Below are 24,067 nucleotides of genomic sequence, written 5' to 3' on the forward strand. Positions count from 1 at the left end.
CGGGACCTCTGTACGGAACCGTACGGGCGGAACCGTACGGGCGGAGCCGTAGGGGCGGGGCCCGAGGCTCAGAGCCAGCCCCGCATGGCCGCGAAACCGGCCAGCAGACCGACCGCGAACACCCCGAGCACCCCGGTGAACAGCGCGGGCATCAGCACCGGCCCCCACGCCCCCGGACCGGCCACCGTGGCCCGCCGCCCCGGGTCGGCCGGGTCGTAGCTGACCCGTACCGGGGCCCCGACCTCGAAGCCGAACGGGCCCGGGGCGTGGTCGGTGAACTCGATGTCGCGGCCGTCGCGGGTGCGGAAGGCGAAGACGTACTCGGTGGCGTAGCGGCGCTCCGTGCCCGGCCCTCGGTCCACCGTGCGCCGCTCGGCGCACCGCCCCTCGGCACGCTCGCCGCGGCGCAGCAGCGCCAGTACCCGGTTGAGCCGCAGGGCCGAGCGGATCGCGAACGCCCCGAGGAAGAGGCCGAACAGCAGCAGGAAGGTGGCCGTGCCACCGGGCAGGACCTGCATGGACGAGCTCCCCCGCTCCTTGAGGAAACGGCCGGTACGGCCGGGTCGATCACCCGACCGTACCGGCCGTGTCCGCTACTTGACGGTGATGGAGTCGACGAAGGCGTCGAGGTCCTTCGCGCTCAGGGTGCCCTTGACGGCGTTGATCCGCACCGCGAACGGCACCTTCTTCGAATCGACGCCCGCCACCACGACCCCGGTCATCCGGGTGCCGTCGGCGGGGGTCCGCTGCTCGCCGTTGGAGGTGAACTCGTAGTCGATCCGGCGGGCGTCGCGGGCGCTCTCGGGGCCCGTGAGCCGGATCTCCTGGGTGGCCTTGCGGGTGGCGCCGACCCCGATGCCGGCGCCCGCCGCGGCCGCGGCCTCGCCCGCGTCGTCGACCCCGGTGGCGAAGTCGAGCTGCACCGAGACCATGCCGGTGCGCAGCCCGCTCTCCTCCTTCAGCGCGACGGCCGCGTTGCCCTTCGCCAGTTCGGCCTCGGGCTGCTCCTTGTAGCCCTGGTTGCCGGGGTAGCCGACGGAGAGGCTCTTGGTGTCGAGCTTGCCCCAGCCCTCCGGGAGGGCGGCGGAGTCGCTGCCGCACCCGGAGAGCAGGGCGAGGCCGACGGCGGCGGCAACGGTGGTGCCGATCGCCCGGTGGATCTTCCGTGTCGTCATCGCCATCGTCATCGCCATCGCCTCTTCGTCGTACCTGTGTGCCGGCCGCGGTCGGTGTGCTCCGCGGCCATCCTTCCGTACCGCTACTTCGCGCAGTAGCTGTACGGGAGATAGGAGCGCTTGTCGCCCTGCGGAGCCCCGAGGAACTGCGCGTCGTTCAGGGTCTCCTTCTTGTGCTCGTCGGAGATCGAGAACCCGAGGCTCATGCCGAGCGAGACCTCGAAGCCGAACTCCTGGGCGTCCGTCTGGCCGGTGTACTTCATCGTGCTCGACAGACCGTCCTGGAACATCAGCTGGTCGAACGGGTCGTTCCCGGCCGGCTTGTTCTCCATGTTGTGGTCGCCGAAGAGGTACTCGAAGGGCGCGGTGTTGTTGCCGGAGCCGTCCAGCCACTGCTCGGCGATGGCCCGCTTGGCCTCGGTGTCCGCGTCGGTGTCCTTGCCGAAGACGATCGAGTTCGTCTTGACCTGGATGCCGGTCTCGCCGGAGGAGTCGGTGCCGCTGACCTTGCCGCCGCGCTTGTCGCCGTCCTTCTTGCCGTTGTCGCCGCTGATCTCGCCCTTGTCCGACGTCGAGGTGCCTTCGAGGGTCTGGGTCATGTCGATGCGGACGATCTTCCCGGTCTTCTGGTCGCGGGTGACGGTGACCGCCCCGGTCCGGGTGTCCTTCGCGCCGGCCGTGCCGCCGAACGGGCCGGCGGTGCCGCTGACCTTGCCCTCCAGTTCGAGCTTGGCGGTGTACGTGTACGACTCGTTGCCGTTCACGTCGTCCTTGGTGATGGTCACCTCGGGGGAGAACTTCGCCTTGCCGCCGAGCTTCGCGCCGAGCTTGGTGTCGTCGCCCGCGTTGATGGAGAGTCCGCCGTCCGCGTAGGCGTTGAGGCCGATCGTCGAGTACGAGATCTTCTTGTCGCCGATCTTCTTCTCGACGTCCTTCTTCTTGTCGGCCCACTTCATGCCGGAGTACCAGCCACCGCCGTAGCCACCGCTGTACTTGGTGGAGGTCTCCCACATCTTCATTTCCTCGATGTCGTCCCGCATCTTCTTGGCTTCTTCCTCGCTCTTGAAGACCCAGGTGTCACCGTTGGTGATCTTGATGCCGCCGCCGACGTCGACGTCCGCCTTGCCCAGCTTGCCGAGCTTGACGCCGGGGGTGGAGGCGGTGGCCCCGGCCGAGGCGGCGTCGGTGAACGTCATGTAGACCAGCTTGTCGTTCTCGTCGACCTTGCCGTCGCCGTTGATGTCGGTGTTGGCCTGGCTGACCTTCTGCTGGAAGCCGTACTCGTTGCCCCACTCGAACCAGCCGATCTTCACTTTGCCGCCGACGGTGTCGGAGACGCTGGAGACCTGGCACATCTTGGGTTCGTAGTCGGCGTCCGTCTTCGGCTTCGCGGTGGTGTCCGTGCCGTTGCCGCCGCCGGTGGAGCAGGAACCCCCGCCGCCCCCCATCGCGTTGATGGCGCAGCGGATGCGCTCGCCGATCTGTCCGCCGACGCCCGCCATCGACATCGCGCCGATCAACGTGACGACCAGGACGATCACGCCGAGGTACTCCATGGCGGTGGCCCCGCCGTCCCGCCAGGAGTACGGCTGGTACGGGGTGGGCGCGTCCTCCTCGCCGCGGTCCTCCAGGAGCCGGTCGACGGCCAGGCCCGCGGCCGCGCCGGTCACCAGCGAGACGATCGGCATCAGGGTGCCCTCGATGCCCACCAGGTGCCAGGAGACGGCGAGTCCGTAGACCAGCGCGGCCACCGGCACGGTGAGCGCGGCGCCGAGCGCCACCACGCGCGATTCGCGGTACTCCGCGGGCAGCACCCGGGCGGCGGCCAGGACCGTGACCAGGGTGGTGATGACGTTGGGAACGTGCAGCAGGGCCAGCCGCCAGCCGAAGCTGGTGAGCCGCTCGTCCGAGGCCAGCAGCTCCACGAGCCCGCGCGAGAGCAGATACCCGGCGGCGATGTAGACCAGCGCCCCGGCGGCCCAGCTACGGGTCAGCGCGAAGAACGTCCCGCTGCTCCCGCCGGAACCACCGCCCCGGCTCCCGGGAGGTATATGGCCCCGGCCTCCACTTCCCCAGCCCCCGCCACCAGTCACGGCTCTTCCTCTCCGACGCCCGCTCGCCCTGCTTGCCCTGCGTGAGCCCGCGGTTCGGGATGCGGGCGTGGCGTGAGCGTACGGGTGTACGAGCCGGGTGACCTGGGCCCTTGGCCCCAAAGTCGGGCCCAACGCGCGATGCCCCGCCCCGCCCGCCGGGTGCGGGGGAGGGGCGGGGCATCGCGCCGGGGAGCGGACGCGTCAGGTCCTCACGGTCAGTCCAGGTCGTCGGCGAAGGTTCCGGCGCGCTCGGCGACCTCCGGGCGGCGGGCCTTCAGGACGGCGAAGCCGACGACTCCGACGACCAGCGCGCCGACGAACACGTACGGCAGCACGTTCAGCGGGAACTCCGGGACCGGCCACAGGTTCCGGTAGAACACGTAGACCATCGCGGCGGCCCCGATCAGGCCGAGGAGCCAGGTGACCAGCAGCCCCCGCGCCCCGATCCGGCGCACGAACAGCGGGGCGGCCAGACAGACCAGGGTGTAGCTGAGCATGTAGCCGAAGACGCCGATGGTGTCGATGTACGACGTCGCGTTCAGCGGTGCCGTTCCCGCGCCGACCACGAGCACCGCCGGGACGACGACGAACGGGGTGACGACCCAGATCGCGGCGGACGGGGTGCGGTGGCGCGGGTGGGCGCGGCCGAGCCTGGCCGGCATCACACCCTCGTTCGCCATGCCGAACAGCAGCCGGGCGGCGACGGTGATGCAGGCCATCACCACGGCCACGAACGAGGCGGCGAACCCGGCGTGCAGGAAGAACTTCAGGAAGCCGAGCCCGGACATCTCCGCCAGCTCGTCCATCGGGTCGGAGCTCTTCCCCAGCGCGTCCGCCCCGCCGAACCCGGCGACCTGGGCGTACGTGGCGAACATGTACAGCACCCCGGCCAGCACCGCGCTGCCCATCACCGAGCGGGGGATCGCCTTGTACGGGTCGGTGGCCTCGGCGCCGAGCGAGGCGGCGCCCTCGAAGCCGACGAAGCCGAGCACACCCAGCACCACGGCGAAGACGATGCCGTCGAGGGTGGAACCGCTCAGGCTCAGCTGGTCGGTGTCGATGATGTTGCCGCTCTTGAAGAAGGCGGGCAGCAGCACGACCACGATCAGGACGATCGACACGACCTCCAGCACCGAGGCGACCCGGGCCGCCGTCCGCACACTGGCGATCGTCAGCCGCATCGCGACGGCGGCCAGCAGCACGTCCAGCAGGATCTGGCCGGTGATCCCGGTGAAGACCCCGATGCCGATCTGGTCGAGGGCACGCGCCGTGTAGTACCCGGCGCCCGCCAGCGAACCCGAACCGATGCACACCGCGCCGATCAGCAGCGCCCAGCCGGTCACGAAGGAGCCGGGAGCCCCGAGCGAGAGCCGGGAGAACGCGTACAGCGAACCGACCCCGGCCCGGCGGCGGGCGAAGACGCAGATGCAGTACGCGATGGCCAGCACGGCGGCCATGGCCAGGAAGAACGAGAACCAGGCGCCGTTGCCCGCGGACGCCGCCATGCTGGCGGGGGCGAAGGCGATGACGGCGCTCGGCGCCACGTTGGCGACGCTCTGCGCGCCGACCTCGAAGGTGGAGACGGACCGGTGGGCCAGGCCGTCGGACGGCGTGGGGGCGGTCTGCTTTCCGGCGGTGCTCATGTCCGGTCCTCCATCATCAGCAGCTGGCGCAGCGCGTGACCGGCGGCGAGGTCGGCCAGGGCGTCGCCCGCCTCGTCCAGCGGGCGCCGCGCCGAGATCATCGATTCCACGTCGAGCTCACCCGACACCACCAGGTCCACCAGGGCGGGGATGTCGCGGGCGGCGTCCACCGAGCCGTAGTTGGAGCCGAGGATGCGCTGGTCGGCCTCGGCGAGGGCGAGCGGGTCGAAGCGGGCGGTCCGGCCGGTCGGCGGGAGGCCGACGATGACGGCGGCGCCGCCCTGGCCGAGCGCCGCGATGGACTGCTCGGTGGTCTCGATCTTGCCGATCGCGTCGAAGACGTAGTCCAGGCCCTCGGGGACCAGGGCGCGCAGTGCCTCGACGACATCGCCGTCCCGGGCGTCCACCGCGTCCGTCGCGCCCAGCCTGCGGGCCAGTTCCAGCTTCTCCGGGACGACGTCCACGGCGACGATCCGGCCGGCCTTCGCCAGCCGGGCGCCCTGCACGCAGGACAGGCCGACGCCGCCGCAGCCGATGACGGCGACGGTCGCGCCCTCCTCGACACCGGCGGTGTTGCGGACCGCGCCGACGCCGGTGGCGATGGCGCAGCCGACCAGGGCGATCACATCGAGCGGGGCGTCCTCACGGACCTTGATCGCGCCGGAGGCGGGGACCACGACCCGCTCGGCGAAGGAGGAGACGCCCAGGTAGTGGTGGGCCTGCTCGCCGTCGACGGAGAGCCGGCTGGTGCCGTCGTAGAGCACGCCGTCGGGCGCCACGACCTCGGCGACCAGGCTGCACGCGGCGGGCCGCCCGGCCAGGCAGAACCGGCACTCGCCGCAGGACGGCACCCAGGACAGCACCACGTGGTCGCCGACCGCCAGGCCGGTGACGCCCGCGCCGAGCGCGGTGACCACGCCGGAGCCCTCGTGGCCCAGGACGACCGGGACCGGGTGGTCCCACTCGCCGCGGATGACGTGCAGGTCGGAGTGGCAGACCCCGGCCGCCGTCACGGCGACCTCGACTTCGCCGGGGCCGGGCGGGGCCAGGGTGACGTCGGTGACGGCCACGTCCTGGCCGGGGGAGCGGAAGACGACGCCGCGCACCGTACGCGCGGTGCTCTCTTGGAAGGACGGGGAGCTCATCGGCCTACTCCTCGGGTGGTGCGGAACGAAACGGGGGAGGTGCGGCGGCGCATACGGCCGTCGAGGGGGCGGCACGGGAGGCCGCCATGGCGTCTTGTTTAGCGCCATTAAACTTTCGTCAAGTTTTACAGCACTAAACTCGATGGGTAAAGACCCTTCTGCATCCCTTTTGACCTGGCTCTTCCCCCGGCCACCGCCCGTGACGTCCCCGACAGGTAGCGTGTTCGCCATGTCCGAAGCCGCTGACAGCCACATGTCCACGATCGGTCCGCGGCTGCGCGAGCTCCGGCAGTCCCAGCGGCTGACCCTGGTTCAGGTCGCCGAGGAGGCAGGCGTCACCAAGGGCTTCCTCAGCCTCGCCGAGCGCGGCAAGACCTCGGTCTCCGTCCCGACCCTGATCCGTATCTGCGAGGCCCTGGGCACCGGCATCGCCACGCTCTTCGACTATCCGGACCAGGACGTCGTCAAGGGCGGGCTCGGCGCGAAGCTGGAGATGGGCGGGCACGGCATCGAGGAGTTCCTCCTCACCCCCGCCGAGGAGCGGCACGTCCAGGTGATGCGGACGATCCTGCGCCCCGGCGGCGGCTCCGGCGGCGCGTACAGCCTGGAGGCCGAGACGGTCTTCGCGTACCTGGTACGCGGCACCCTGCGGCTCACCGTGGACGGCGAGCCCAGGTTCCTGGAGGCGGGTGACTCCACGACGTTCTCCGCGCGGGCCGCGCACGCCTGGGACAACCCCGGCACGGACGAGACCGAGGTCCTCTGGTCGATCGCCCCGGCCCTCCCGCTCTCCCGCACGAAACTCAGGCCGTAGGCCCCGACTTCACAGTGCGCCCGCCGTGCGGCCGGGCGCACCCGACCGGTCGCTACCGGTCGGTCCCGGTCTGTTCGACCGCGACGACGGCTCCCGGCCGGATGCCCCACTTCTTCATCGTCCCGGCCTCCGACTCGATCACGTGCCGGGCGCGCAGCCGGGGCAGACCCAGCCGGCCGGGCTTCATCGTGTGGACCGCCACCACCCGGAACTTCCGGTCCAGGTAGGCCACATCGATGGTGAACCGCATCCGGAAGCTGTGCACGCTCCCGCACGGGGTGATCATCAGCGCGCCGTCGATCCCGTCCTGCCCCAGCAGACCGCGGCTGCGGGCCCGGTAGGAGGCCGCGATCCGCAGCGGTATCGCCTCACCCCGCCCGCCCTGTCCGTCGGTGACCGTCAACGTGCCTGTGCCATTGCGCCATTGAGCCATGGCCATGAAGGTAGCGCCCAGTCACGGATCCTGGGTCCGGAACGGTGCCCAGTGGGCCCCAGGACCCATGACCCGTCTCCGGGCCCCGCCTAGGGTCGCCCTTGTGGACGCCATGCTGACAGTGCTCGCCGCTCTCTGGGGGACGGCCGCCGGACTGCTCGTCCCGCGCGCCGCCTACCGGTTCTCCGTGGAACCGGAGGAGCCCTGGCGCGACGCCTGCCCGGCGGGCCACCGGCTGACCGGCCCGGCCGGCGGCTGGCTCGGCTCCACCCGCTGCACGACCTGCGCCACGGCCCCGGCCGCCCCCGCCCAGGCCCCGCACGCGGAAACCGCCCAGGCCCCGCACGCGGAAACCGCCGAGAACCCGGGCGCGGGAACCGCCGAGGCGCCCGCAGAGGTACCGTCCGGGGGAACCGCCGGAACGACCACGGACGGCCGACCCGCGGCAACCACCGAGGAGCAGGCCGCCCGGCCCGCCGAAGCCCCGGCCGACGGCTCCACCGGGCAGCAGACCGACCCGCCCGCCGACCCGCCCGCCCAAGGCCCCGGCGAAACCCGCCCCCACCCCGCCCGGTACGCCCCCGGCGCCCTGGTCCCGGTCGTCACCGCGCTGTCCTGCGCCGCCCTCGGCGCGGCCACCGGGCCCCGCCCCGAGCTGGCCGTCTGGCTGCTGCTGGCCCCCGTCGCCGTCCTCCTCGCGACCATCGACCGCCGCGTCCACCGGCTGCCCGACCGGCTGACCCTGCCCGCCGCCGGGGCCGCCGCCGTCCTCCTCGGCCTCGCCGCGCTCCTCCCCGAACACGCGGGCTCCTGGTCCACCGCGCTGCTCGGCGGCGCCGCCCTCGGCGGCTTCTACTTCCTGCTCTTCCTGATCAACCCGAACGGCATGGGCTTCGGCGACGTCAAGCTCGCCCTGTCCCTGGGCGCGGTCCTCGGCTGGTACGGCTGGGCCATGGTTTTCGCCGGAGGCTTCGCCGGATTCCTGCTCGGCGCGGCGTACGGGTTCGGGCTGATGGTCCTGCGGCGGGCCGGGCGCAAGACCGGCATCCCGTTCGGCCCGTTCATGATCACGGGCGCGCTGCTGGGCATCCTCCTCGGCGCCCTGTAGGTTCCAGTTTCTGATGTCCCTTTCCAAGTGATGCTGTCCCCTGTCTGGCCCATGGGACGCGAGTGCTGGTCATTCACCCCTTCGGGGTAGTTCTGGAGCAGATGAGCAGCGAGCATCGACTGTCTCCCTAGGGTTGCACTCAGTAACCGGAGTTGCATTCGTTCGGGCCGGGTTCGGTCCGGAACTGAGCCTTGGAGAGGGGCGTGCGGCCTGTTGTCGGTGCCGTTTCGGTCAGCCTGCGGTCGGGAGGACGACACCGTACACGAGGGGCAGCAACATGCAGGACGGGGGCAAAGTCAAGGGCGCAGTCGCTGTCGGCGCGTTCCCGGGACTCGGGAAGACGACTGCGGTGCTGTCCTTCGCCAAGCAGTTCCACTTGCGGGAGATCGCGGAGGCGGGCCCCTTCACCGAGGATGGCCACGAGCGCTGGCCCGGCTGCCGGGGCGGCCTGACCGGCAACACCGGCATGAAGGACTTCAACCTGGCCATGCTGGACCCCGGCGCCTTCCGGGGCACTACCAGGCAGATCGGAGAGCGGGCCCTGGACTGCTTCCTGTTCTGCGAGGTCAGGCTCTTGGTGGTCGATGACCTGCACTTCCTGCGGTGGAGGAAGTGCAGCGCCGCCGAGATCAGCAACCACTTCATTCCTGATCAACCGCGAGGCCGGACGGCGGGACTGTCGCAACCTGCTGCTGGCCATTGAGAAGCGACTCGTCCTCGCGGACAAGTACCCCGGCATGCTCGCCGACGACCTGTCCGACCACCTCTTCGCCCGCTCCACCGGCCACATAGGCCCGCTGATGACCCTGGTCAACCGCGGCTGCCAGCGCGCGATCCGTGCCAGCACCGAGCGCCTGGGCGCCGGACTACTCGACCAGGTCAAGAACTACGGCGCCGCCGAGGCGGCACCCAACCGCTGCCTGCGTTCCAGGCATTCGCTGACCTCCGCGCGATCGTCGGCAGTGTGGTCACCAGCACCCTCCGCTACGGGCTGCCCGGCCCCCTCGTCCACGACCCCGTCGCCGTCGAACTACACCGCCAAGCCGTCCAAGGCCTCGGCCGGGCCCGCCATTCGCCGGCCCAGCATCGCACCCCGCTCGCGGGCGCGGCTCTCGGCCTGGTATACGCATGCCAGATCATGCTTCACCCCGACGCGTCGGCCGCAGGCGAGAGCCTGCGCTGGCTGATGACCATGCTGCCCGGCCCCGAGCGGCGGCCCACTCACGCCTCCACCATCGACGACTGGGGACCTCCACACCAGCTACACTTTCCGCCGCGTCCAACTCGCCGTCCTCGGCCCCGGCCTGCGTCTAGCGACCAACTCCGTTACCGAACCGGCACAACCAACCCGGCAGTCCAGCTGGACCGGGCCGGAGTCCTCGCCCGCTCCCGCGCCGCCAAGCTCCCCGCCGTGTTCTGGCCAGCCTGGACCGCACGGCTCCTCCCGCCCGGCACCGGCTTCGTCAGCGTCCGCGGACCAGCGCTTGCCGCGGCCCTCCTGCTGAGCGGACAGGAGACCGGGCTGCCGACCAGCACAGTCCGCTACTGGGTCGCTATCCTCGGAGTTAGTCCGCCGCCCCTCACCGTTATGTAGACGACCTACCGTTGACCGCGCTGCCTCGGCCCCAGGCGCAAGCAGGAGCTTCAGGCCGTCTGCTACAGCTCCGCGGCGGTCAGCGGCAGAGGCCATGATGATGTCGTCGAAACCAGGGAACTCTTGGCGTGCTTGCTCGATCACATCCGTTGCCGACTGCTCGTGGCCGGGCGCGAATTGCCTTGCAACCGTCGCGAACGCCTCATTTGGCTCCCGGGCCCCCGCAGGGCCCGTTGCTGATGGCGGCCTCACAGGGGGCCACATCCGCCTGTGAGGCGCCACAGGAAGTCACACCGAGGCTGCGAGACACGACACCGGTCTCGCCCTCAGACCCCAGGGAAGACGAGGGGCTGGTCGACAAGGGGTTGGCCGGGGCGGATCAGCCAGAGGGCCGTGTACCCGCCGCTGCCGTCGTGGCCGAACACACTGAAGGCGCCGCCGACACGTAGCACTAACGCCGCGACGCGGTAGTGACAGAACACAAGTCTCGCTGCACGCTGCGTCGCGATGACCTTGGTCGGGTGCCAGGACCGGGCCGAAGGATCCAACCCCATAGCCTTCTTGGGAACCCTGGTCTCCTCGAACCCTCTGGACCTGGTAGAAGATCAACTGGGCAATCAGGGTCACTAGTAGGAGGCCCAGCCTGGTAGCCCGTCGCGGGCGTCGGCGCTCAACATGTCGTTCACCGAGAGACAGTCTCTCGTATCCATTTGCGAGGGTATCCTCGAAGTGTTGATTCAACCGATCGGGGATCGCTACGATGGCCAAGGCGCAGGAGAACTTGGGCGAGGTGCGCCCATGGCCCGTGGTTGACTGGCGCCAAATCCTCGTTGCCTCCGACCCTGCGGCGGCAGTCACGCAGCAGCGGCTCCGGACACTGCGTGGGCGTGCCGTCTTGTCGGAGGGCATTCAACGATCTGTTTCCTCCAACGGTCGCTTGGTCGGCAAGGTGTCACTGTTCTGTGAACTCAACATTGAGGCAGTTGTACTGGCCAGGAGGGGGCTCGCCGCAGTGGCCTCCAGCTACCGGAGCGCCGCTTCGCTGATCGAACGGGCACTCAGCGCCCAACTCGATCGACAGGAGGTGCATGCTGCCGATCTGCTGGGACCCGCTGCACAATCTTCTCCAGTCGTTCTGGAAATGCTGCGCACTTTGAGTAGTGAGTGTGCTTCAGTTCGCGCAAAACTGCCGGGGATACCTGGCGAGGAAACGGCGACGGGAATCTTGACATTGCAGGAGGAGTCATGGGTGCAATTCACCCCGAGTGAACACCTTCACCTGCAGCAACTCCTCCCTATTGAAATGGCACTCGGAGTTGGTCTAAGTGTGGGTGATCCCGCAGTCCTAACGCGGGAGGTACTCTCCAATGGAACCGTTCTGCTCCGCATGCGCCCTGGCCTTTTGTTTTCCACGGGGTCGGCCCTCGCATGACGCCGCAATGTCTTCAGCCGATTCGCCAGCATCCGACTCTGACGCTATCCCGGCCGAGGCATGACACTGAAATATCTAACCCGCCCTAGTTTCCTGCGTCACTCGAAATAAATCCAGATGCCAGATCCACAGAGTTCAGCAAGCTTCGGGAGGGCCAACATGACAGCCAAGCACCAAGAGATCGCCGGCTTCATCTGGTCCGTAGCGGACCTTCTCCGCGGAGATTATCGTCAAACAGAGTACGGCAAAGTGATTCTTCCCTTCACGTTGCTGAGGCGGCTGGGCTGCGCCGCCCTCGAATCAAAAGACGAGATTGAGGCCGAAGTAGTCAAGTTCAAGAGCCGTGGCATCCAAAACTACGAGCACCGCCTGGAAAAGATCGCTCCGTATTACAACATTAGCTCCGATTCATACGAGGATGTGGTGGCAAAAGATGCGGAGCTGAGTAAGCGGCTTCGCGCTTACATCAGTGGCTTCTCTTCGAAAACTGCTAGCGTTCTTGAGAATTATGAATTTGATCAGCAGATCGATCGCCTTGAGCGAGCAGGGCTCCTCGCTCCAGTTGCGCGCAAATTTGCAAGCATCGACCTGAAGCCACAGAAGGTTGATAATCATCAAATGGGCTACATCTTCGAGGATCTTATTCGTAGGTTCTCCGAGATTTCGAACGACACGGCTGGTGAGCACTTCACTCCCCGCGAAGTAGTGCGCCTGATGGTAGACCTCCTCTTGGTTCCCGACGAGGCGGAACTCAGTGCAAGCGATGCTGTCGTGAAGAGGATCTATGATCCGGCATGCGGTACCGGGGGCATACTCGCGGAGGCCCACGCCCACATTTTGAAGAGCAATCCCGATGCAGAGATTACACTGTACGGACAAGAGGTAAATCCTGAGTCTTACGCCATTTGCCAATCGGACATGATGCTCAAAGGGCAGGAGGCCGGCAATATCAAATTGGGCAACTCGTTTACTCACGATTTGCACGCCGGCCTTTCCTTTGATTACATGCTGGCCAATCCGCCATTTGGCGTTGAATGGAGCAAGGTCAAGGACTACATTGCGGCGGAGGCCCGCGACGAGAACGGCAGGTTCAGCGCTGGCCTCCCGCGCGTCAGCGACGGCTCACTTCTGTTTCTGCAGCACATCCTCCACAAGATGAAGTCGCCGAGGGACGGCGGAAGTCGAATTGCCATTGTATTCAACGGATCGCCGCTCTTTGGTGGGGGAGCAGAAACGGGTGAGTCAAATATTCGGCGCTGGATTCTCGAGAACGACTGGCTTGAAGCCGTCATCGCGCTTCCCGATCAGCTATTTTACAACACGGGAATTGCCACTTATTTCTGGATTCTTTCGAACCGAAAGAGGTCAGAGTATAAGGAGCGTGTTATTCTGTTTGATGCGCGTGAATTCTCCGATCGCCTGCGCCCTTCGCTCGGCGAGAAGCGTAAATTCATCAGCGACCCGCAGATCAAGAGGATCACCGACGCCTATCGATCTGCTTTGGCTATTTCCAAGGACCCCGCGCATCCGTTGAATGCAAAGGTGCAGGTGGTGGATTACAGGGAATTCGGCTACAGGCGGATCACTATCGAACGCCCGCTTAAGCTGCGCTTTGAAGTCACAGACTATGCTCTTGGCCAACTACTTGAAAGCAAGGCCCTGAAGAATTATGTGCACCGAGATAAGCTGACCCAGGGGCTTCGATCCCTCATGGGCAACCCTCCTGTCTGGAAGAAGATCGAGTTTGCCACGAGAGTGACGCTTGCTCTGGCAGACGTCGGCATCGGGAAGCTTCCTGCCAGCGCAGAAAAGGCCTTGTGGGCGGCAGTAGGCGTGCAGGATCCGGACGGCGAGCTTCAGGTCGACAGGTCTGGTAATATTCTGCCGGATCCTGATTTGCGCGAGTATGACAACATTGGCCTGGACGAGGATGCCGAATCGTACCTCGAGCGGGAAATCCGTCCTTTGGTGCCAGATGCCTGGATCGACCACGATAAGACCAAGACTGGCTATGAGATCCCCTTTACGCGCCGCTTCTTCTCATTTAACCAACCTCGGCGACTTGAGGAGATTAATGCGGATCTGAAGAGGGTCGAGAGCGAGATCCAGCAGCTCTTGGAAAAGGAAATCTCGTGACTTGGCGAACAGCCCCGCTCCGCTCCGTCGCTGAAGTCTCCCTTGGGCGCCAGCGTTCTCCGGTCCATGCCAGCGGAAAGTGGATGGTCCCGTACCTGCGCGCAGCCAATGTCAAGGACGGCTTTTTGGACTTGTCCGACGTCCAGAGCATGAACTTCACTCCAGCTGAGCAGCGCACCTTCTCCCTCAGGCCCGGGGACGTCCTGGTTACCGAGGGGAGCGGTAGCATTTCAGCTGTAGGTGCTTCGGCGGTCTGGGAACGACAGCTTGAAGGCCCCGTCTGCTTTCAGAACACACTGTTGCGGCTGCGGCCGCGCGATGGGATCGATGGGCGTTTTTTGGCATGGTGGGCCCGGTCTGCCTTCTCGTCAAGGATTTTCGCCAGTATTTCCTCCGGGGCCAACATCTTTCATCTGAGTGCAGATAGGGTAAAGGCCCTTCCTATTTCCTTTCCAGGTCTCGATGAGCAGCGCCGAATTGTAAAATTTTTGGACGCAGAGATGTCGATCATTGACCGTCTTGCGTCCCTGCGCGACTCTCAGCAGAGACTCATCCGCGAGCGGGGCCTTTCACGGGTCTACGACGCAGTTCGAGGAAAAGCTGAAGGCGGTCCGCGGGCGCCGAGTCGCCTCCCTTGGCTTGGTGACGTCCCAGCATCATGGCACGTCGCTCCGGTGTCATCTCAATTCGAACTGCGTCTGGGGAAGATGCTCAACCGGGAGCGAACAACGGGATCCCACCTCAGGCCGTACCTCCGTAATCTGAACGTCCAGTGGGATCGGATCGATACAGGTGATCTCCTGCTCATGGATTTCCCCCCGGGAGAGCGCGTGCGTTACGAGGTGCTCCCCGGCGACCTCCTGATCTGCGAAGGGGGGAGCGAACCTGGACGAGCCGCTATCTGGAACGACCAACGTGAAATGTACTATCAAAAGGCGCTCCATCGTGCTCGGCCGAGAGGTCACAGCCTTTCCCGCTGGCTCTACTACTGCCTGAAGGCGGCGACATCGCTGGGCGTTTTCGCGATCGGGGGCAACACGACCACCATCGCTCACCTGACTGGCGAACAGCTCGGCTCCCAGCGCTTTCCCTTCCCGGACAGTTCGACGCAAGCGCGGCTCGTCTCGGAGCTTGAGGAGGCGGCCGCCCACGACTCGCTTCTCGTGAGCCGGCTTCACCGCCAAGCGGATCTCCTGGACGAACGGCGTAGAGCATTGATAGCTGCTGCCGTAGCAGGCGAGTTGGACGCTAGTTCGACTGGGCGCTCGGGGCTACTTCCGTGACTCTGTGGCCCGCTGACAGAGGCATCGGGTACAACTTTCCTAAGGGGCGGTGACGCCTGGGGCGACGGCATGCAGGGGGTTAGGGATGGGCGAGACGGTACGGGGGCGGGTCGAGGGTCGCGACTACACGGTTCGACAGCTGTTCAATAGGCAGTATGTCCTGGAGTACTATCAGCGGGAGTACTCTTGGGAGCGGCGTCACGTCGTGGAACTCGTTAATGACCTCGCTGGCGCCTTCCTCCGTGATTGGCGCCCCGAGCACGATCGGCAGAAGTATGTCGAGTACCGACCGTACTTCCTTGGCCCCTATGTCTGTCAGTCGTCGGGCCTCAAGAAGAACTTGGTAGATGGGCAGCAACGCTTCACGACGTTGCACCTATTGCTCATCTATATCGAACGTCTTCTGAATGAGCAGGGTGACCATGATACTGCCAATATGGTCGGCGGTTTGGTGCGTCGATATGCGGGCGGTCAACACCACTACACGATTGACGTTGAGGAACGGCGTCAGTGCCTCGAGTCTCTGAGGGGCGGGAAGGATTTCGATCCGACCAAATCCACGATGTCCGTCCAGAATCTCTGGCAGCGGGCGCAGGACATTGCGGAAGAACTTCCCGAAGCCTTGCAGGACGAGTGCCTCCCAACTTTTGCCGACTGGTTGGCGGATCGCGTTTCTCTTGTAGAGATCTCTACGGATGATCACGACCTGAGCTGGGAAATCTTTGAGACGATGAACGATAGAGGCGCTGGACTGACGTCGCTAGATCTGCTCAAGGGATTCATTTTGTCTCGGGCAGGGCGCGAACAAGTTGAACTCAACGCCGCGTGGCGGGGAATGCTGAGCGAGCTTGGTGATTTTGGGCGCCAGGTTCCCAGTGATTTCTTCGAGACGCTCCTCCTGGCTCGATTCGCTGCCTCCGATGGGAGCGATGACGATGAGATCAGTCGCGCCTTTCATGAGTGGATTCGAAAATCTCCGATGAGGGTGGGGCTGCGGAAGACTGGACAGGATTACGTCGACTTCGTGCTCAAGACCGCCGTTCCACGTAGTCGCCAGTATTGTCGTCTGCTCGGTGCGGCACGCAATCGCACCGCCGGCCTCGAGTCTATCTTCTACAACGCCGCAAACGGGATCGACGCGCAGTACCTGCTGATCCTCGCCAGCGTTCGTGATACCGACTCACAAGAAGCTTTTGAGGCTAAGGCTCAACTCCTTGCCTCCTATCTCGACCTTGTCTTCATTACGCGGACCGTCAATAATGATCCAGCAGTGCAAGCGCAAGACTTCTTTGAAGAGGTTAAGCGATTGCTTCCTAGCGTGCGTGAAGCCTCGGCCATTGATGACCTGAGAGATCTGCTGGGGCGCGAGGCCGCTAATCTCGGCAGTTTTGATGCAGTGAAGAGGTTCAGTCTCCACAACAATCGGCGTCAGGTTCGCTACCTGCTTGCACGCCTCACAGGCTTCGTCGAGGCAGAATGCGGCAAGCCTGACCTGGTGGATCAGTACCTTGGTAGAGGGGCTCCTGGGATCGCTGGCCCGGCGGTTCCCTGGGAGATCGAACACATCTGGGCGAATAAATTCAGCCTGCATATCCAGACTGGTGTGGCAAACGAGCGCGACTTTGACAAAGCGCGCAATCGCATCGGAGGTCTCCTCCTTCTTGAGAAGTCAGATAATGCGAGCTTCGGGGCTGACCTATATGCCGAAAAGCTCACCTATTACTACGGTCAGAACCTTTTGGCGGCATCGCTAAATCCGGAAGCCTACAAGCGTAAGCCAAGGTTCAGGCAGTTTCGCGAGCGCTATAGGCTCGAGCGCACCTTTAAATCCTATCAGAGCAACTTCGACGTAAAGGCGCTCGACGAGCGCGCTGAGCTATATCAGCGTCTGTGTGAGCTCGTGTGGGATGTGGAGCGGCTAGGTTTTGCGAAGGTGCGAGAAGTCGCTGCACAAAGGCCACGAAGTGCTGGGCGCCGAAAGACGCACTATGGAATTCAGGTTGCTGACTTGATCCACGCGGGGCTGATTTCTGTCGGTGCGCCACTCTCTGCAGAGCTGAAGCGAACTGGTCAGAAGTTCAATGCAGTCATCCTTGAGGGTGGGCGTATCCGACTTGAGACCGGAGAGGAGTTTGGGTCGCTCTCGGGTGCTGGCGCGGCTGCACTAGGTGCGTCATCTTGCCCGGGTTGGGATTTCTGGCACAGCGATGTCTCGGGAAACGGACTCCTCAGTCTTGCATCGATCCGCAAGGTGGCCATTGCCCAGGGCCTGCTCGATCGGGGGCCTTCCAGTGCGCGATCAAAGGGAGCTGCCACGGTGGAGAGCTCAGCGCCAGTAGTCGTCATCGAGTCGGAGGGTACTATCGAAGCGGCATTTCGTTCTAATTTCAATGAGCTGGTCCAGAGATACAAGCTCCCCACCCCAGCTCCTGACCCCGTTCCGCCCATGCGGGCCTGCTTCAAGTTGCGGCGGGTCGTCTCTGCTGGGCTTGCTGCAGATCTAGAGAACTTTGGTGACGTATTTGACGGAATCTTCCAAGGAGTCATTGAAGACCATTTCATCAATGACGAGCAATTCTTGCGCTGCTTCATGGATGATCGAGATTTTCGCAGGGCCTTCACCGAGGGCGCTCGACAATACACATATAAGGTCCTGCGTGTCAGGCAGAGATCCTGATCTATCAGAGCGGGGGAGGCTGGGGCGGTCTCAGCGGGTTTACGTGGCTGGCTATCTGGCTCTTGGAGTCGGCCTTAGTCTCGATTCGTCGGCGGTGAGCGGGAGCTGATCGGCTCGACTGGGTGCCCGGGATGTCCCCTCGTCGTTCGGGCGGGCCGTCGCGTTTCGCTGCGGGGCGCCGGGCTTCACGGACCCGGACTTGCGGTTCGCTTCTGATCGTTGGGGTTGGGCCGGCTGTCAGGTGACGGCCGGAAACTGTGTTAGGCACTGTTTCTCGGATCACGTTCGGTGCCAGATGACGAGGGCTGCGAGGGTGACGGTGCCGAGGTAACCGTAGGGCGCGCTTCTCGTAGCGGGTGGCGACGGCCCGGAAGCCTTTGAGGCGGTTGATGGTGCGTTCGACGGTGTTGCGTTTCTTGTAGCGCTCGCTGTCGAAGTGAGTGGGCCGGCCGCCTCGGGAGCCTCGGTTCTTGCGGTGTTTTTGCTGGTCGAGGCGTTCGGGGGGTCGTGTGCGGGATGCCGCGTCGTCGCAGGTAGTGGCGGTTCACCCTGGACGTGTAGGCCTTGTCCGCCAGGACGCGGTCGGGCCGGGTGCGAGGCCGGCCGACTCCGGTTCGGGGCACCGATACCTTCTTCAGGACCCGCTCGAGTTGGGGTCCGTCACCGTAGTGTCTGGGTGTCAGGACGAAGGCGAGGGGCCGGCATGGCCCCTCGGCGGCGAGGTGGATCTTGGTGCGCCGCGGGAACGCCGCAGGCACTCGCCGATCTGACCACCTCCTCCAGCCGGACGGCCAGTTTCCGAAGTACCGGATCGCCCTGGTTCGTCCCCTGCCCGGCCCCCTTTTGAGGAACGGCGGCCAGGGGTATCTTCCGCGCCCCGGCGGCGTGCTGGTGGGCCTGCACGGCCGTCGAGTCCACCGACACGTCCCAGTCGATCCCGCCCGCCGCGTCCTCAGCTGCCTGAATGCGAGACAGCAGGATCTGCCAGGTTCCATCCGCTGACCAGCGGCGATGCCGCTTATAGACCGTCTCCCACGGCCCGAACCGCTCGGGCAGATCCCGCCACTGCACACCGGTCCGCACCCGGTAGAGGACACCGTTGATCACCCGGCGGTGGTCGCTCCGCCGACCACCACGCGCACCACCAGCAGGCAAGAACGACTCCAGCCGATCCCACTCCGCGTTCGTCAGATCACCACGGCCCGTACAGCCAGCCTGACGGCAACGCGCCACCGGCGCCCGGTGATCCGAGAAACAGTGCCTAGTGACCTGAGTCAGAGATTCGTCGTTAGTCGGGCATGAGCCGTCCAGGTCCGAAGATTCCGCCGTTGTCGGTCACCAGCGGGTGGTGCTGGAGGGCTGGGTGCGGTGCCGGACGACGGCCCAGGCCCTGGTGCAGAGGTCGCGGATCGTGCTGGAGTGCGCCGAAGGCCACTCGATCATGGAGGTGTCCCGTCGGCTGCGGATCGCTCCGGACACGGTCCGCACCTGGCGGCGCCGGTTTATCGAACGCGGCCTGGACGGCTTGTGCGACGACCCGAGGCCCGGTGTCCCGCGGAGGATCACCGATGCCCATGTCGAACGGGTCATCGTCAAGACGCTCGAGGAGAGGCCGAAGAACGCGACCCACTGGTCGACGAGGTCGATGGCTGCGGCGACGGGGATGTCGCAGTCGACCGTCTCACGGATCTGGCGGGCGTTCGCCCTGGCACCGCACCGGGCTCAGACGTTCAAGCTGTCGACCGACCCGCTGTTCATCGACAAGGTCCGCGACGTCGTCGGCCTCTACCTCGACCCGCCGGAGAAGGCACTCGTCCTGTGCGTGGACGAGAAGTCGCGTGCGCCACGAGGCGCTGATGGATCCGTGCGGGAGGAAGGACCTGCCGCCGGTCATCGTAGTGACCGGTCGAAGCTGGAGGCAGGCTGAGCCCCGGGTTGGGGGCAAGGCTGGAAGCGGCCTCGACAATGTAGGGGCGGGTCGGAACTACCAGACGGCTCGTGCCCGCTAGCGAGGACGGGAAAGGCGTAAGGGAACTGAACCGGTGTCAGAAGCCCCGTTAGTCGTCAGTGATCTGCTGAATCTGGTGGATGGATCACTTTGCGGTGCTGGGCAGGTCGTGGCTTTTTTTGACCTGTCCGCTTCCGTCGTCCGTGTGATTTGGGCGGCGGGAGGCCCGGGCCAAGACTGCGATGTGCGGCCCGTGGCGATGCCGTCGGGGTATAGCCGGACGCCGACACCCGTCACAACGGACATCAGTGAACGTGGGAAGCGGTCCGATGCCGCCCTACCCCTCCGGTTTCCAGCCGGGCGGAGGGCAGGCGCAACGCCCGCCCAGGGCATCGGATCGTGGCGGAGCCGTCGTAGTACTCGGAGGTCAGGAGAGCTGGCCACGTGGGGAAGGACGGCAGCGTGATCAGCAGCATGACTGGAGGAGAGGAGATGCGCCGTTGAACAGCAGCGCACCGTCGTGGCCGAACGTCTTCGAGGCCGAACGTCGGGTACTCGACCACCAGCGGAAGCTGCACCGATGGGCGCGGGCCGAACCGGAGCGCCGGTTCGGTGACGTGTTCAACCTGATCTGCGACCGGGCGACCTTGCTGGTCGCCTGGGAGCGGGTCGCCGGCAACAAGGGTGCCAGGACAGCCGGCGTGGATGCGGTCACCCGCCGCCACGTCGAGGAGGACGTCGGAGTGCTGCCCTTCCTGGAGGAGCTCCGCTCCGCCTTGAAGGACGGCACGTTCACCGCACTGCCCGTGAGGCAGGTGTCCATCCCCAAGCGAAACGGGAAGGTCCGTCTTCTGGGGATTCCGACTCTGCGTGACCGAGTCGCGCAGATGGCCCTCAAGCTGGTCCTGGAGCCGGTGTTCGAGGTCGATTTCTACCCGTCCAGCTACGGGTATCGGCCAGGACGCCGGGCTCAGGATGCCATCGCCGAGATCCACCAGCTCACCAGCCGCTCCTACGAGTGGGTGGTGGAAGGGGACATCACCGCGTGCTTCGACAATGTCGACCACCAGGTCCTGATGGGCCTGGTGGAAGAGCGAATCTCCGATCGCAGGGTGCTGCGGCTGGTCCGCGCGTTCCTGCGGGCGGGGATCGTCGAACGCCACGGTGGACTTGCCGCGAGCCTGACCGGCACGCCGCAGGGCGGGGTCGCCTCTCCGTTGCTGGCCAACATCTATCTCTCCGTCCTGGACCGCCACTTCGCTGGCATCTGGGAACGGGAGATGAGTCCGCCCTGGCGCCGCCAGCAGCGACGACGGCGCGGACAGCCGAACTACCGTCTGATTCGTTACGCGGATGACTTTGTCGTGCTCGTGCACGGTGAACGGTCGGACGCGGAGGCGATCCGGGCGGAGATCGCGCAGATGCTGGCCGAGCGGCTGAAGATGACCCTCTCGGTGGAGAAGACCCACATCACCCACATTGACGACGGTTTCGTGTTCCTGGGCTTTCGCATCCAGCGGTGGCAGCGGGGAGACGGACGCCGTGTGGTGCTGACCATTCCGTCCAAGGACGCCCTGGCCAGGGTGATGCACAAGATCAAGGAGGCCACGGGGGCGAGTACGACCTCACTCCGGATCGGGCAGGTGCTGCGGATAATCAACCCGATCCTGCGGGGCTGGGCTGCCTACTTCCGCTACGGCGCTTCCAAGAAGACCTTCTCCTACCTGGGCTGGTATGCCTGGTGGAGGATGATCTACTGGATCCGCCGCAAGCACCCGCACATGACCTGGAAGCAGACCCGGCGCCGCTTCTACGGGGCTGACCGAATCTGCGAGGACGGCCTGGTCCTCTACAACCCGGCGAAGACGCGAGTCGAGCGTTACCGCTTCCGCGGAGCGCAGATCGCGACGCCGTACAACATCGACGAGGTCGATCCGTCGGGAGCACGCTTCCGCCGGATCAGCCACGACGACGTAGCGTTCGTCAGACAGGTCTCCGAACTCGTCAACTGAGCCCCATCGGATCACGTGGAGAGCCCGTTGCGGGGATGACCTGCACGGCGGGTTCGGCGGGCGGGGACGGGAAGACCTACGGCCGGAAGGCCGCAAGGCGTCCCGTCCCCGACCCAACAGATCCAGGCCCTGGACCGGTCCCAGCCGGTCCTGCCGATGATGCCCGGTGTTCCCGAACGCCGCAGCCACGACTACGTCCGGGCCGGCACCACCACCCTCTTCGCCGCCCTCGAAGTCGCCACCGGCAAGGTCATCGGCTTCCTCCACCGCCGCCACCGGGCGGTGGAGTTCAAGAAGTTCCTGGCCAAACTCGACAAGGAAGTCCCGGCCGACCTCCAGATTCATCTGATCCTGGACAACTACGCAACCCACAAGACACCCGACATCAAGAAGTGGCTGCTGGCCCACCCGCGGTTCCACCTGCACTTCACGCCGACCAGCGCGTCCTGGCTGAACCTGGTCGAGCGGTGGTTCGCCGAGCTCACACAGAAGAAGCTCAAGCGCGGCGTCCACCGCTCCGTCCAAGCCCTCGAACGCGACATCCGGGCCTGGCTCGCCGACTGGAACGAACACCCCAGACCGTTCCACTGGACCAAGTCAGCCGACGAGATCCTCGACAAAGTCGCCGCCTACTGCCGACGAATCTCTGACCCAGGTCACTAGCCGTTGCCAGGCTAGGACGAACGTGTCGGCCCAGGGCCAAGTCCGGCCGAGTCGCAGCCAGCGGTGGCGGGCGTGGGCGGCGAGGCGGGCGGGCAGGTTGCAGAGCCGGTAGCGCCTGGGATCCGGCTCGGCGCATTCCAGTTCAGACTGGTCGTGCAGGGCCAGCATCCAGCCTGGTTCACGGTCCAGTTCTTGCTGGGCAGGTTGCGCAGGCCCGTCGCCTTCTCGGTGTGCGCGCGGTCCCCGCCCTTAGCGTGGGAACGGCGAGAGCGTCGAGCCACTGGGGCTGATGGGAGCCGACGATTGCTGCACGTGGGGGATGTTCGTGGTTGTGACCGAGTAGCGCCAGCCGGTCTGCTTCTCGAAGGTGGTGAGCTTGGCCAGTCGGCGTCCGGACGGGCGGACCCGTCGCACGATCAGCCGCATGCCGTCCGGCCAGCCCTCCCGCGTGTTCGGACCGATCAACTCCGCGCAGGGGTAGCCGTCCTGGATCTGGCCGTCCTGCCGCAGCTATTTCTGTCAGGCGGTCTCGGGTGGCAGTGCGATAGCGTGCTCGTCGGCGTTAGCGGTGCTCCGACCACAGATGCAGCACAAAAGGCGTTCGAGCATGGTGTCGGCGGGGCTTGTGACGTTGGGCGTGAGCGGAAGAGCAGCGAGCGCTGAGTAATCGACGTGTGGATTGCACGGCGTGCCCCTTCAGAGCTACGGGCCCGCACGGGCACGTTCAGGTGTCCGCCGACATCTACACCTGGGACGCCGCATGGTGCAACCATGATCGTTGTTTCCGCGTACTGGAAACCGAGGCAGACTGGAAAATTTCCTTGATCGCCAAGCTCGACCTTGGCTTGGGCTGAGCATCAAGCGGGCCATCGAGGTCTCGGGGTTCATACAAAGGACGTGAGGCCTGGACAACGCCGTGGGCCAGTCCGCTGGACATCGCAACCACGCGCAGGTCACGCTGGCCTCAGGGGCCAGAAGGAAGCCGACCTACAGCCTTGGCCTCCTGACCCGGACCGGTGGCCGGGATACCCGTTCGCGCCGCCCGGCGCCCGCTGCCACCATGCCCGTATGCCCGCAACACCCGAAGCAGAGCGCGCCCGGTTCGAGGAACTCGTCGCGGAGGCGGCCGCCGCCCCCGTCGACGGCTGGGACTTCTCCTGGCTCGACGGCCGCGCCACCGAGGAGCGCCCCTCCTGGGGGTACGCCCGCGCCATGGCCGAGCGCATGGGCGGGGCCACCGCCGCCCTGGACATCCAGACCGGCGGCGGCGAGGTCCTCGCCGCCGTCCCCGCGCTGCCGCCGCTCACCGTCGCCACCGAGTCCTGGCCGCCGAACATCGCCCGCGCCACCGCGCTGCTGCACCCGCGCGGCGCGGCCGTGGTCGCCGACCCGGACGAACCGCCGCTGCCGTTCGGCGACAACGCCTTCGACCTCGTCGTCAGCCGCCACCCGGTGACCACCTGGTGGCAGGAGATCGCCCGGGTCCTCGCCCCCGGCGGGACGTACTTCTCGCAGCAGGTCGGCCCCGCCAGCGTCTTCGAACTCGTCGAGTACTTCCTCGGCCCGCAGCCCCCCGAGGTGCGCGGCGCCCGCGACCCCGAACAGGCCCGCGCGGCGGCCGAGGCGGCCGGGCTGGACGTCGTCGACCTGCGGTCCGAGCGGCTGCGCACCGAGTTCCTCGACATCGGCGCCGTCGTCTACTTCCTGCGCAAGGTGATCTGGATGGTGCCGGGCTTCACCGTCGAGGAGCACCGCCCCCGTCTCGCCGAACTGCACCATCTGATCGAGACCGAGGGCCCGTTCACCGCCCACACCACCCGGTTCCTGATCGAGGCGCGCAAACCGGTACGGCCGCCGCGACCGGAGTGAGGGATGCGACCCTGGACGGCGAGCGCCTGGGGAGGGAGCCGA

14 protein-coding genes and 4 pseudogenes are annotated in these 24,067 nt (G+C 66.1%); 11 read left to right on the plus strand and 7 right to left on the minus strand.

All coding sequences use genetic code 11. From position 1 onward, the window contains the following. Positions 1 to 68: 68 nt before the first annotated feature. From ACF08W_RS12315 to ACF08W_RS12335, 5 genes are all read right to left on the minus strand, one after another. On the minus strand, positions 69 to 518 hold the full coding sequence (locus ACF08W_RS12315; RefSeq protein ID WP_392279215.1) for a DUF3592 domain-containing protein: 450 nt from the start codon (positions 516 to 518) through the stop codon (positions 69 to 71). A gap of 75 nt (positions 519 to 593) precedes the next feature. After that, on the minus strand, positions 594 to 1,187 hold the full coding sequence (locus ACF08W_RS12320; RefSeq protein WP_352273622.1) for a hypothetical protein: 594 nt from the start codon (positions 1,185 to 1,187) through the stop codon (positions 594 to 596). Positions 1,188 to 1,258: 71 nt separating this feature from the next. Next, positions 1,259 to 3,268, minus strand: a complete 2,010-nt coding sequence (locus tag ACF08W_RS12325) for a hypothetical protein (RefSeq protein WP_392279216.1) — start codon at positions 3,266 to 3,268, stop codon at positions 1,259 to 1,261. A gap of 215 nt (positions 3,269 to 3,483) precedes the next feature. Then, a complete protein-coding gene (locus ACF08W_RS12330; protein ID WP_392279217.1) occupies positions 3,484 to 4,911 on the minus strand; it encodes an APC family permease in 1,428 nt (475 codons plus the stop codon). After that, on the minus strand, positions 4,908 to 6,056 hold the full coding sequence (locus ACF08W_RS12335) for a zinc-binding dehydrogenase (protein ID WP_392279218.1): 1,149 nt from the start codon (positions 6,054 to 6,056) through the stop codon (positions 4,908 to 4,910). The genes ACF08W_RS12330 and ACF08W_RS12335 overlap by 4 nt, the downstream gene beginning before the upstream one ends. Before the next feature lie 229 nt (positions 6,057 to 6,285). Here ACF08W_RS12335 and ACF08W_RS12340 point away from each other — a divergent pair, with 229 nt between their 5' ends. Further along, positions 6,286 to 6,870 carry a helix-turn-helix domain-containing protein gene (locus tag ACF08W_RS12340; protein ID WP_392279219.1) on the plus strand — a complete coding sequence of 195 codons (585 nt, stop codon included), beginning with the start codon at positions 6,286 to 6,288 and terminating at the stop codon, positions 6,868 to 6,870. A 52-nt stretch (positions 6,871 to 6,922) separates the two neighbouring features. Here ACF08W_RS12340 and ACF08W_RS12345 read toward each other — a convergent pair whose 3' ends face one another. After that, on the minus strand, positions 6,923 to 7,303 hold the full coding sequence (locus ACF08W_RS12345) for a DUF192 domain-containing protein (RefSeq protein WP_392279220.1): 381 nt from the start codon (positions 7,301 to 7,303) through the stop codon (positions 6,923 to 6,925). Between the two features lie 103 nt (positions 7,304 to 7,406). On the opposite strand from ACF08W_RS12345, the gene ACF08W_RS12350 reads away from it, so the two are divergent. From ACF08W_RS12350 to ACF08W_RS12375, 6 genes and pseudogenes are all read left to right on the plus strand, one after another. Then, on the plus strand, positions 7,407 to 8,411 hold the full coding sequence (locus tag ACF08W_RS12350; RefSeq protein WP_392279221.1) for a prepilin peptidase: 1,005 nt from the start codon (positions 7,407 to 7,409) through the stop codon (positions 8,409 to 8,411). Positions 8,412 to 8,682: 271 nt separating this feature from the next. Beyond that, a pseudogene (locus ACF08W_RS12355) lies at positions 8,683 to 9,598 on the plus strand (hypothetical protein); the annotation flags it as partial. A gap of 1,167 nt (positions 9,599 to 10,765) precedes the next feature. Next, positions 10,766 to 11,437: a hypothetical protein gene (locus ACF08W_RS12360; RefSeq protein ID WP_392279222.1), complete on the plus strand. Its 672-nt coding sequence runs from the start codon at positions 10,766 to 10,768 to the stop codon at positions 11,435 to 11,437. Positions 11,438 to 11,596: 159 nt separating this feature from the next. Beyond that, positions 11,597 to 13,573, plus strand: a complete 1,977-nt coding sequence (locus tag ACF08W_RS12365; RefSeq protein ID WP_392279223.1) for an N-6 DNA methylase — start codon at positions 11,597 to 11,599, stop codon at positions 13,571 to 13,573. After that, positions 13,570 to 14,856: a restriction endonuclease subunit S gene (locus ACF08W_RS12370; protein WP_392279224.1), complete on the plus strand. Its 1,287-nt coding sequence runs from the start codon at positions 13,570 to 13,572 to the stop codon at positions 14,854 to 14,856. Before ACF08W_RS12365 ends, ACF08W_RS12370 begins: the two co-directional genes overlap by 4 nt. 85 nt (positions 14,857 to 14,941) lie before the next feature. Then, on the plus strand, positions 14,942 to 17,533 hold the full coding sequence (locus ACF08W_RS12375; RefSeq protein WP_392279225.1) for a DUF262 domain-containing protein: 2,592 nt from the start codon (positions 14,942 to 14,944) through the stop codon (positions 17,531 to 17,533). A 279-nt stretch (positions 17,534 to 17,812) separates the two neighbouring features. On the opposite strand, the pseudogene ACF08W_RS12380 reads toward ACF08W_RS12375, so the two are convergent. Beyond that, a pseudogene (locus ACF08W_RS12380) lies at positions 17,813 to 18,766 on the minus strand (IS5 family transposase). A 112-nt stretch (positions 18,767 to 18,878) separates the two neighbouring features. Here ACF08W_RS12380 and ACF08W_RS12385 point away from each other — a divergent pair. From ACF08W_RS12385 to ACF08W_RS12400, 4 genes and pseudogenes are all read left to right on the plus strand, one after another. Then, positions 18,879 to 19,373: pseudogene (locus tag ACF08W_RS12385) on the plus strand (IS630 family transposase); the annotation flags it as partial. Positions 19,374 to 19,981: 608 nt separating this feature from the next. Then, complete coding sequence (gene ltrA, locus ACF08W_RS12390; protein WP_392279226.1) at positions 19,982 to 21,493, plus strand: group II intron reverse transcriptase/maturase; 1,512 nt, start codon at positions 19,982 to 19,984, stop codon at positions 21,491 to 21,493. 117 nt (positions 21,494 to 21,610) lie between these two features. Further along, positions 21,611 to 22,156: pseudogene (locus tag ACF08W_RS12395) on the plus strand (IS630 family transposase); the annotation flags it as partial. 1,068 nt (positions 22,157 to 23,224) lie between these two features. After that, positions 23,225 to 24,025, plus strand: a complete 801-nt coding sequence (locus ACF08W_RS12400) for a class I SAM-dependent methyltransferase (RefSeq protein ID WP_392279227.1) — start codon at positions 23,225 to 23,227, stop codon at positions 24,023 to 24,025. Positions 24,026 to 24,067 lie beyond the last annotated feature (42 nt).

Origin of the sequence: Streptomyces sp. NPDC015144 (genome assembly GCF_043079735.1) — a bacterium.
Lineage (GTDB): Bacteria > Actinomycetota > Actinomycetes > Streptomycetales > Streptomycetaceae > Streptomyces.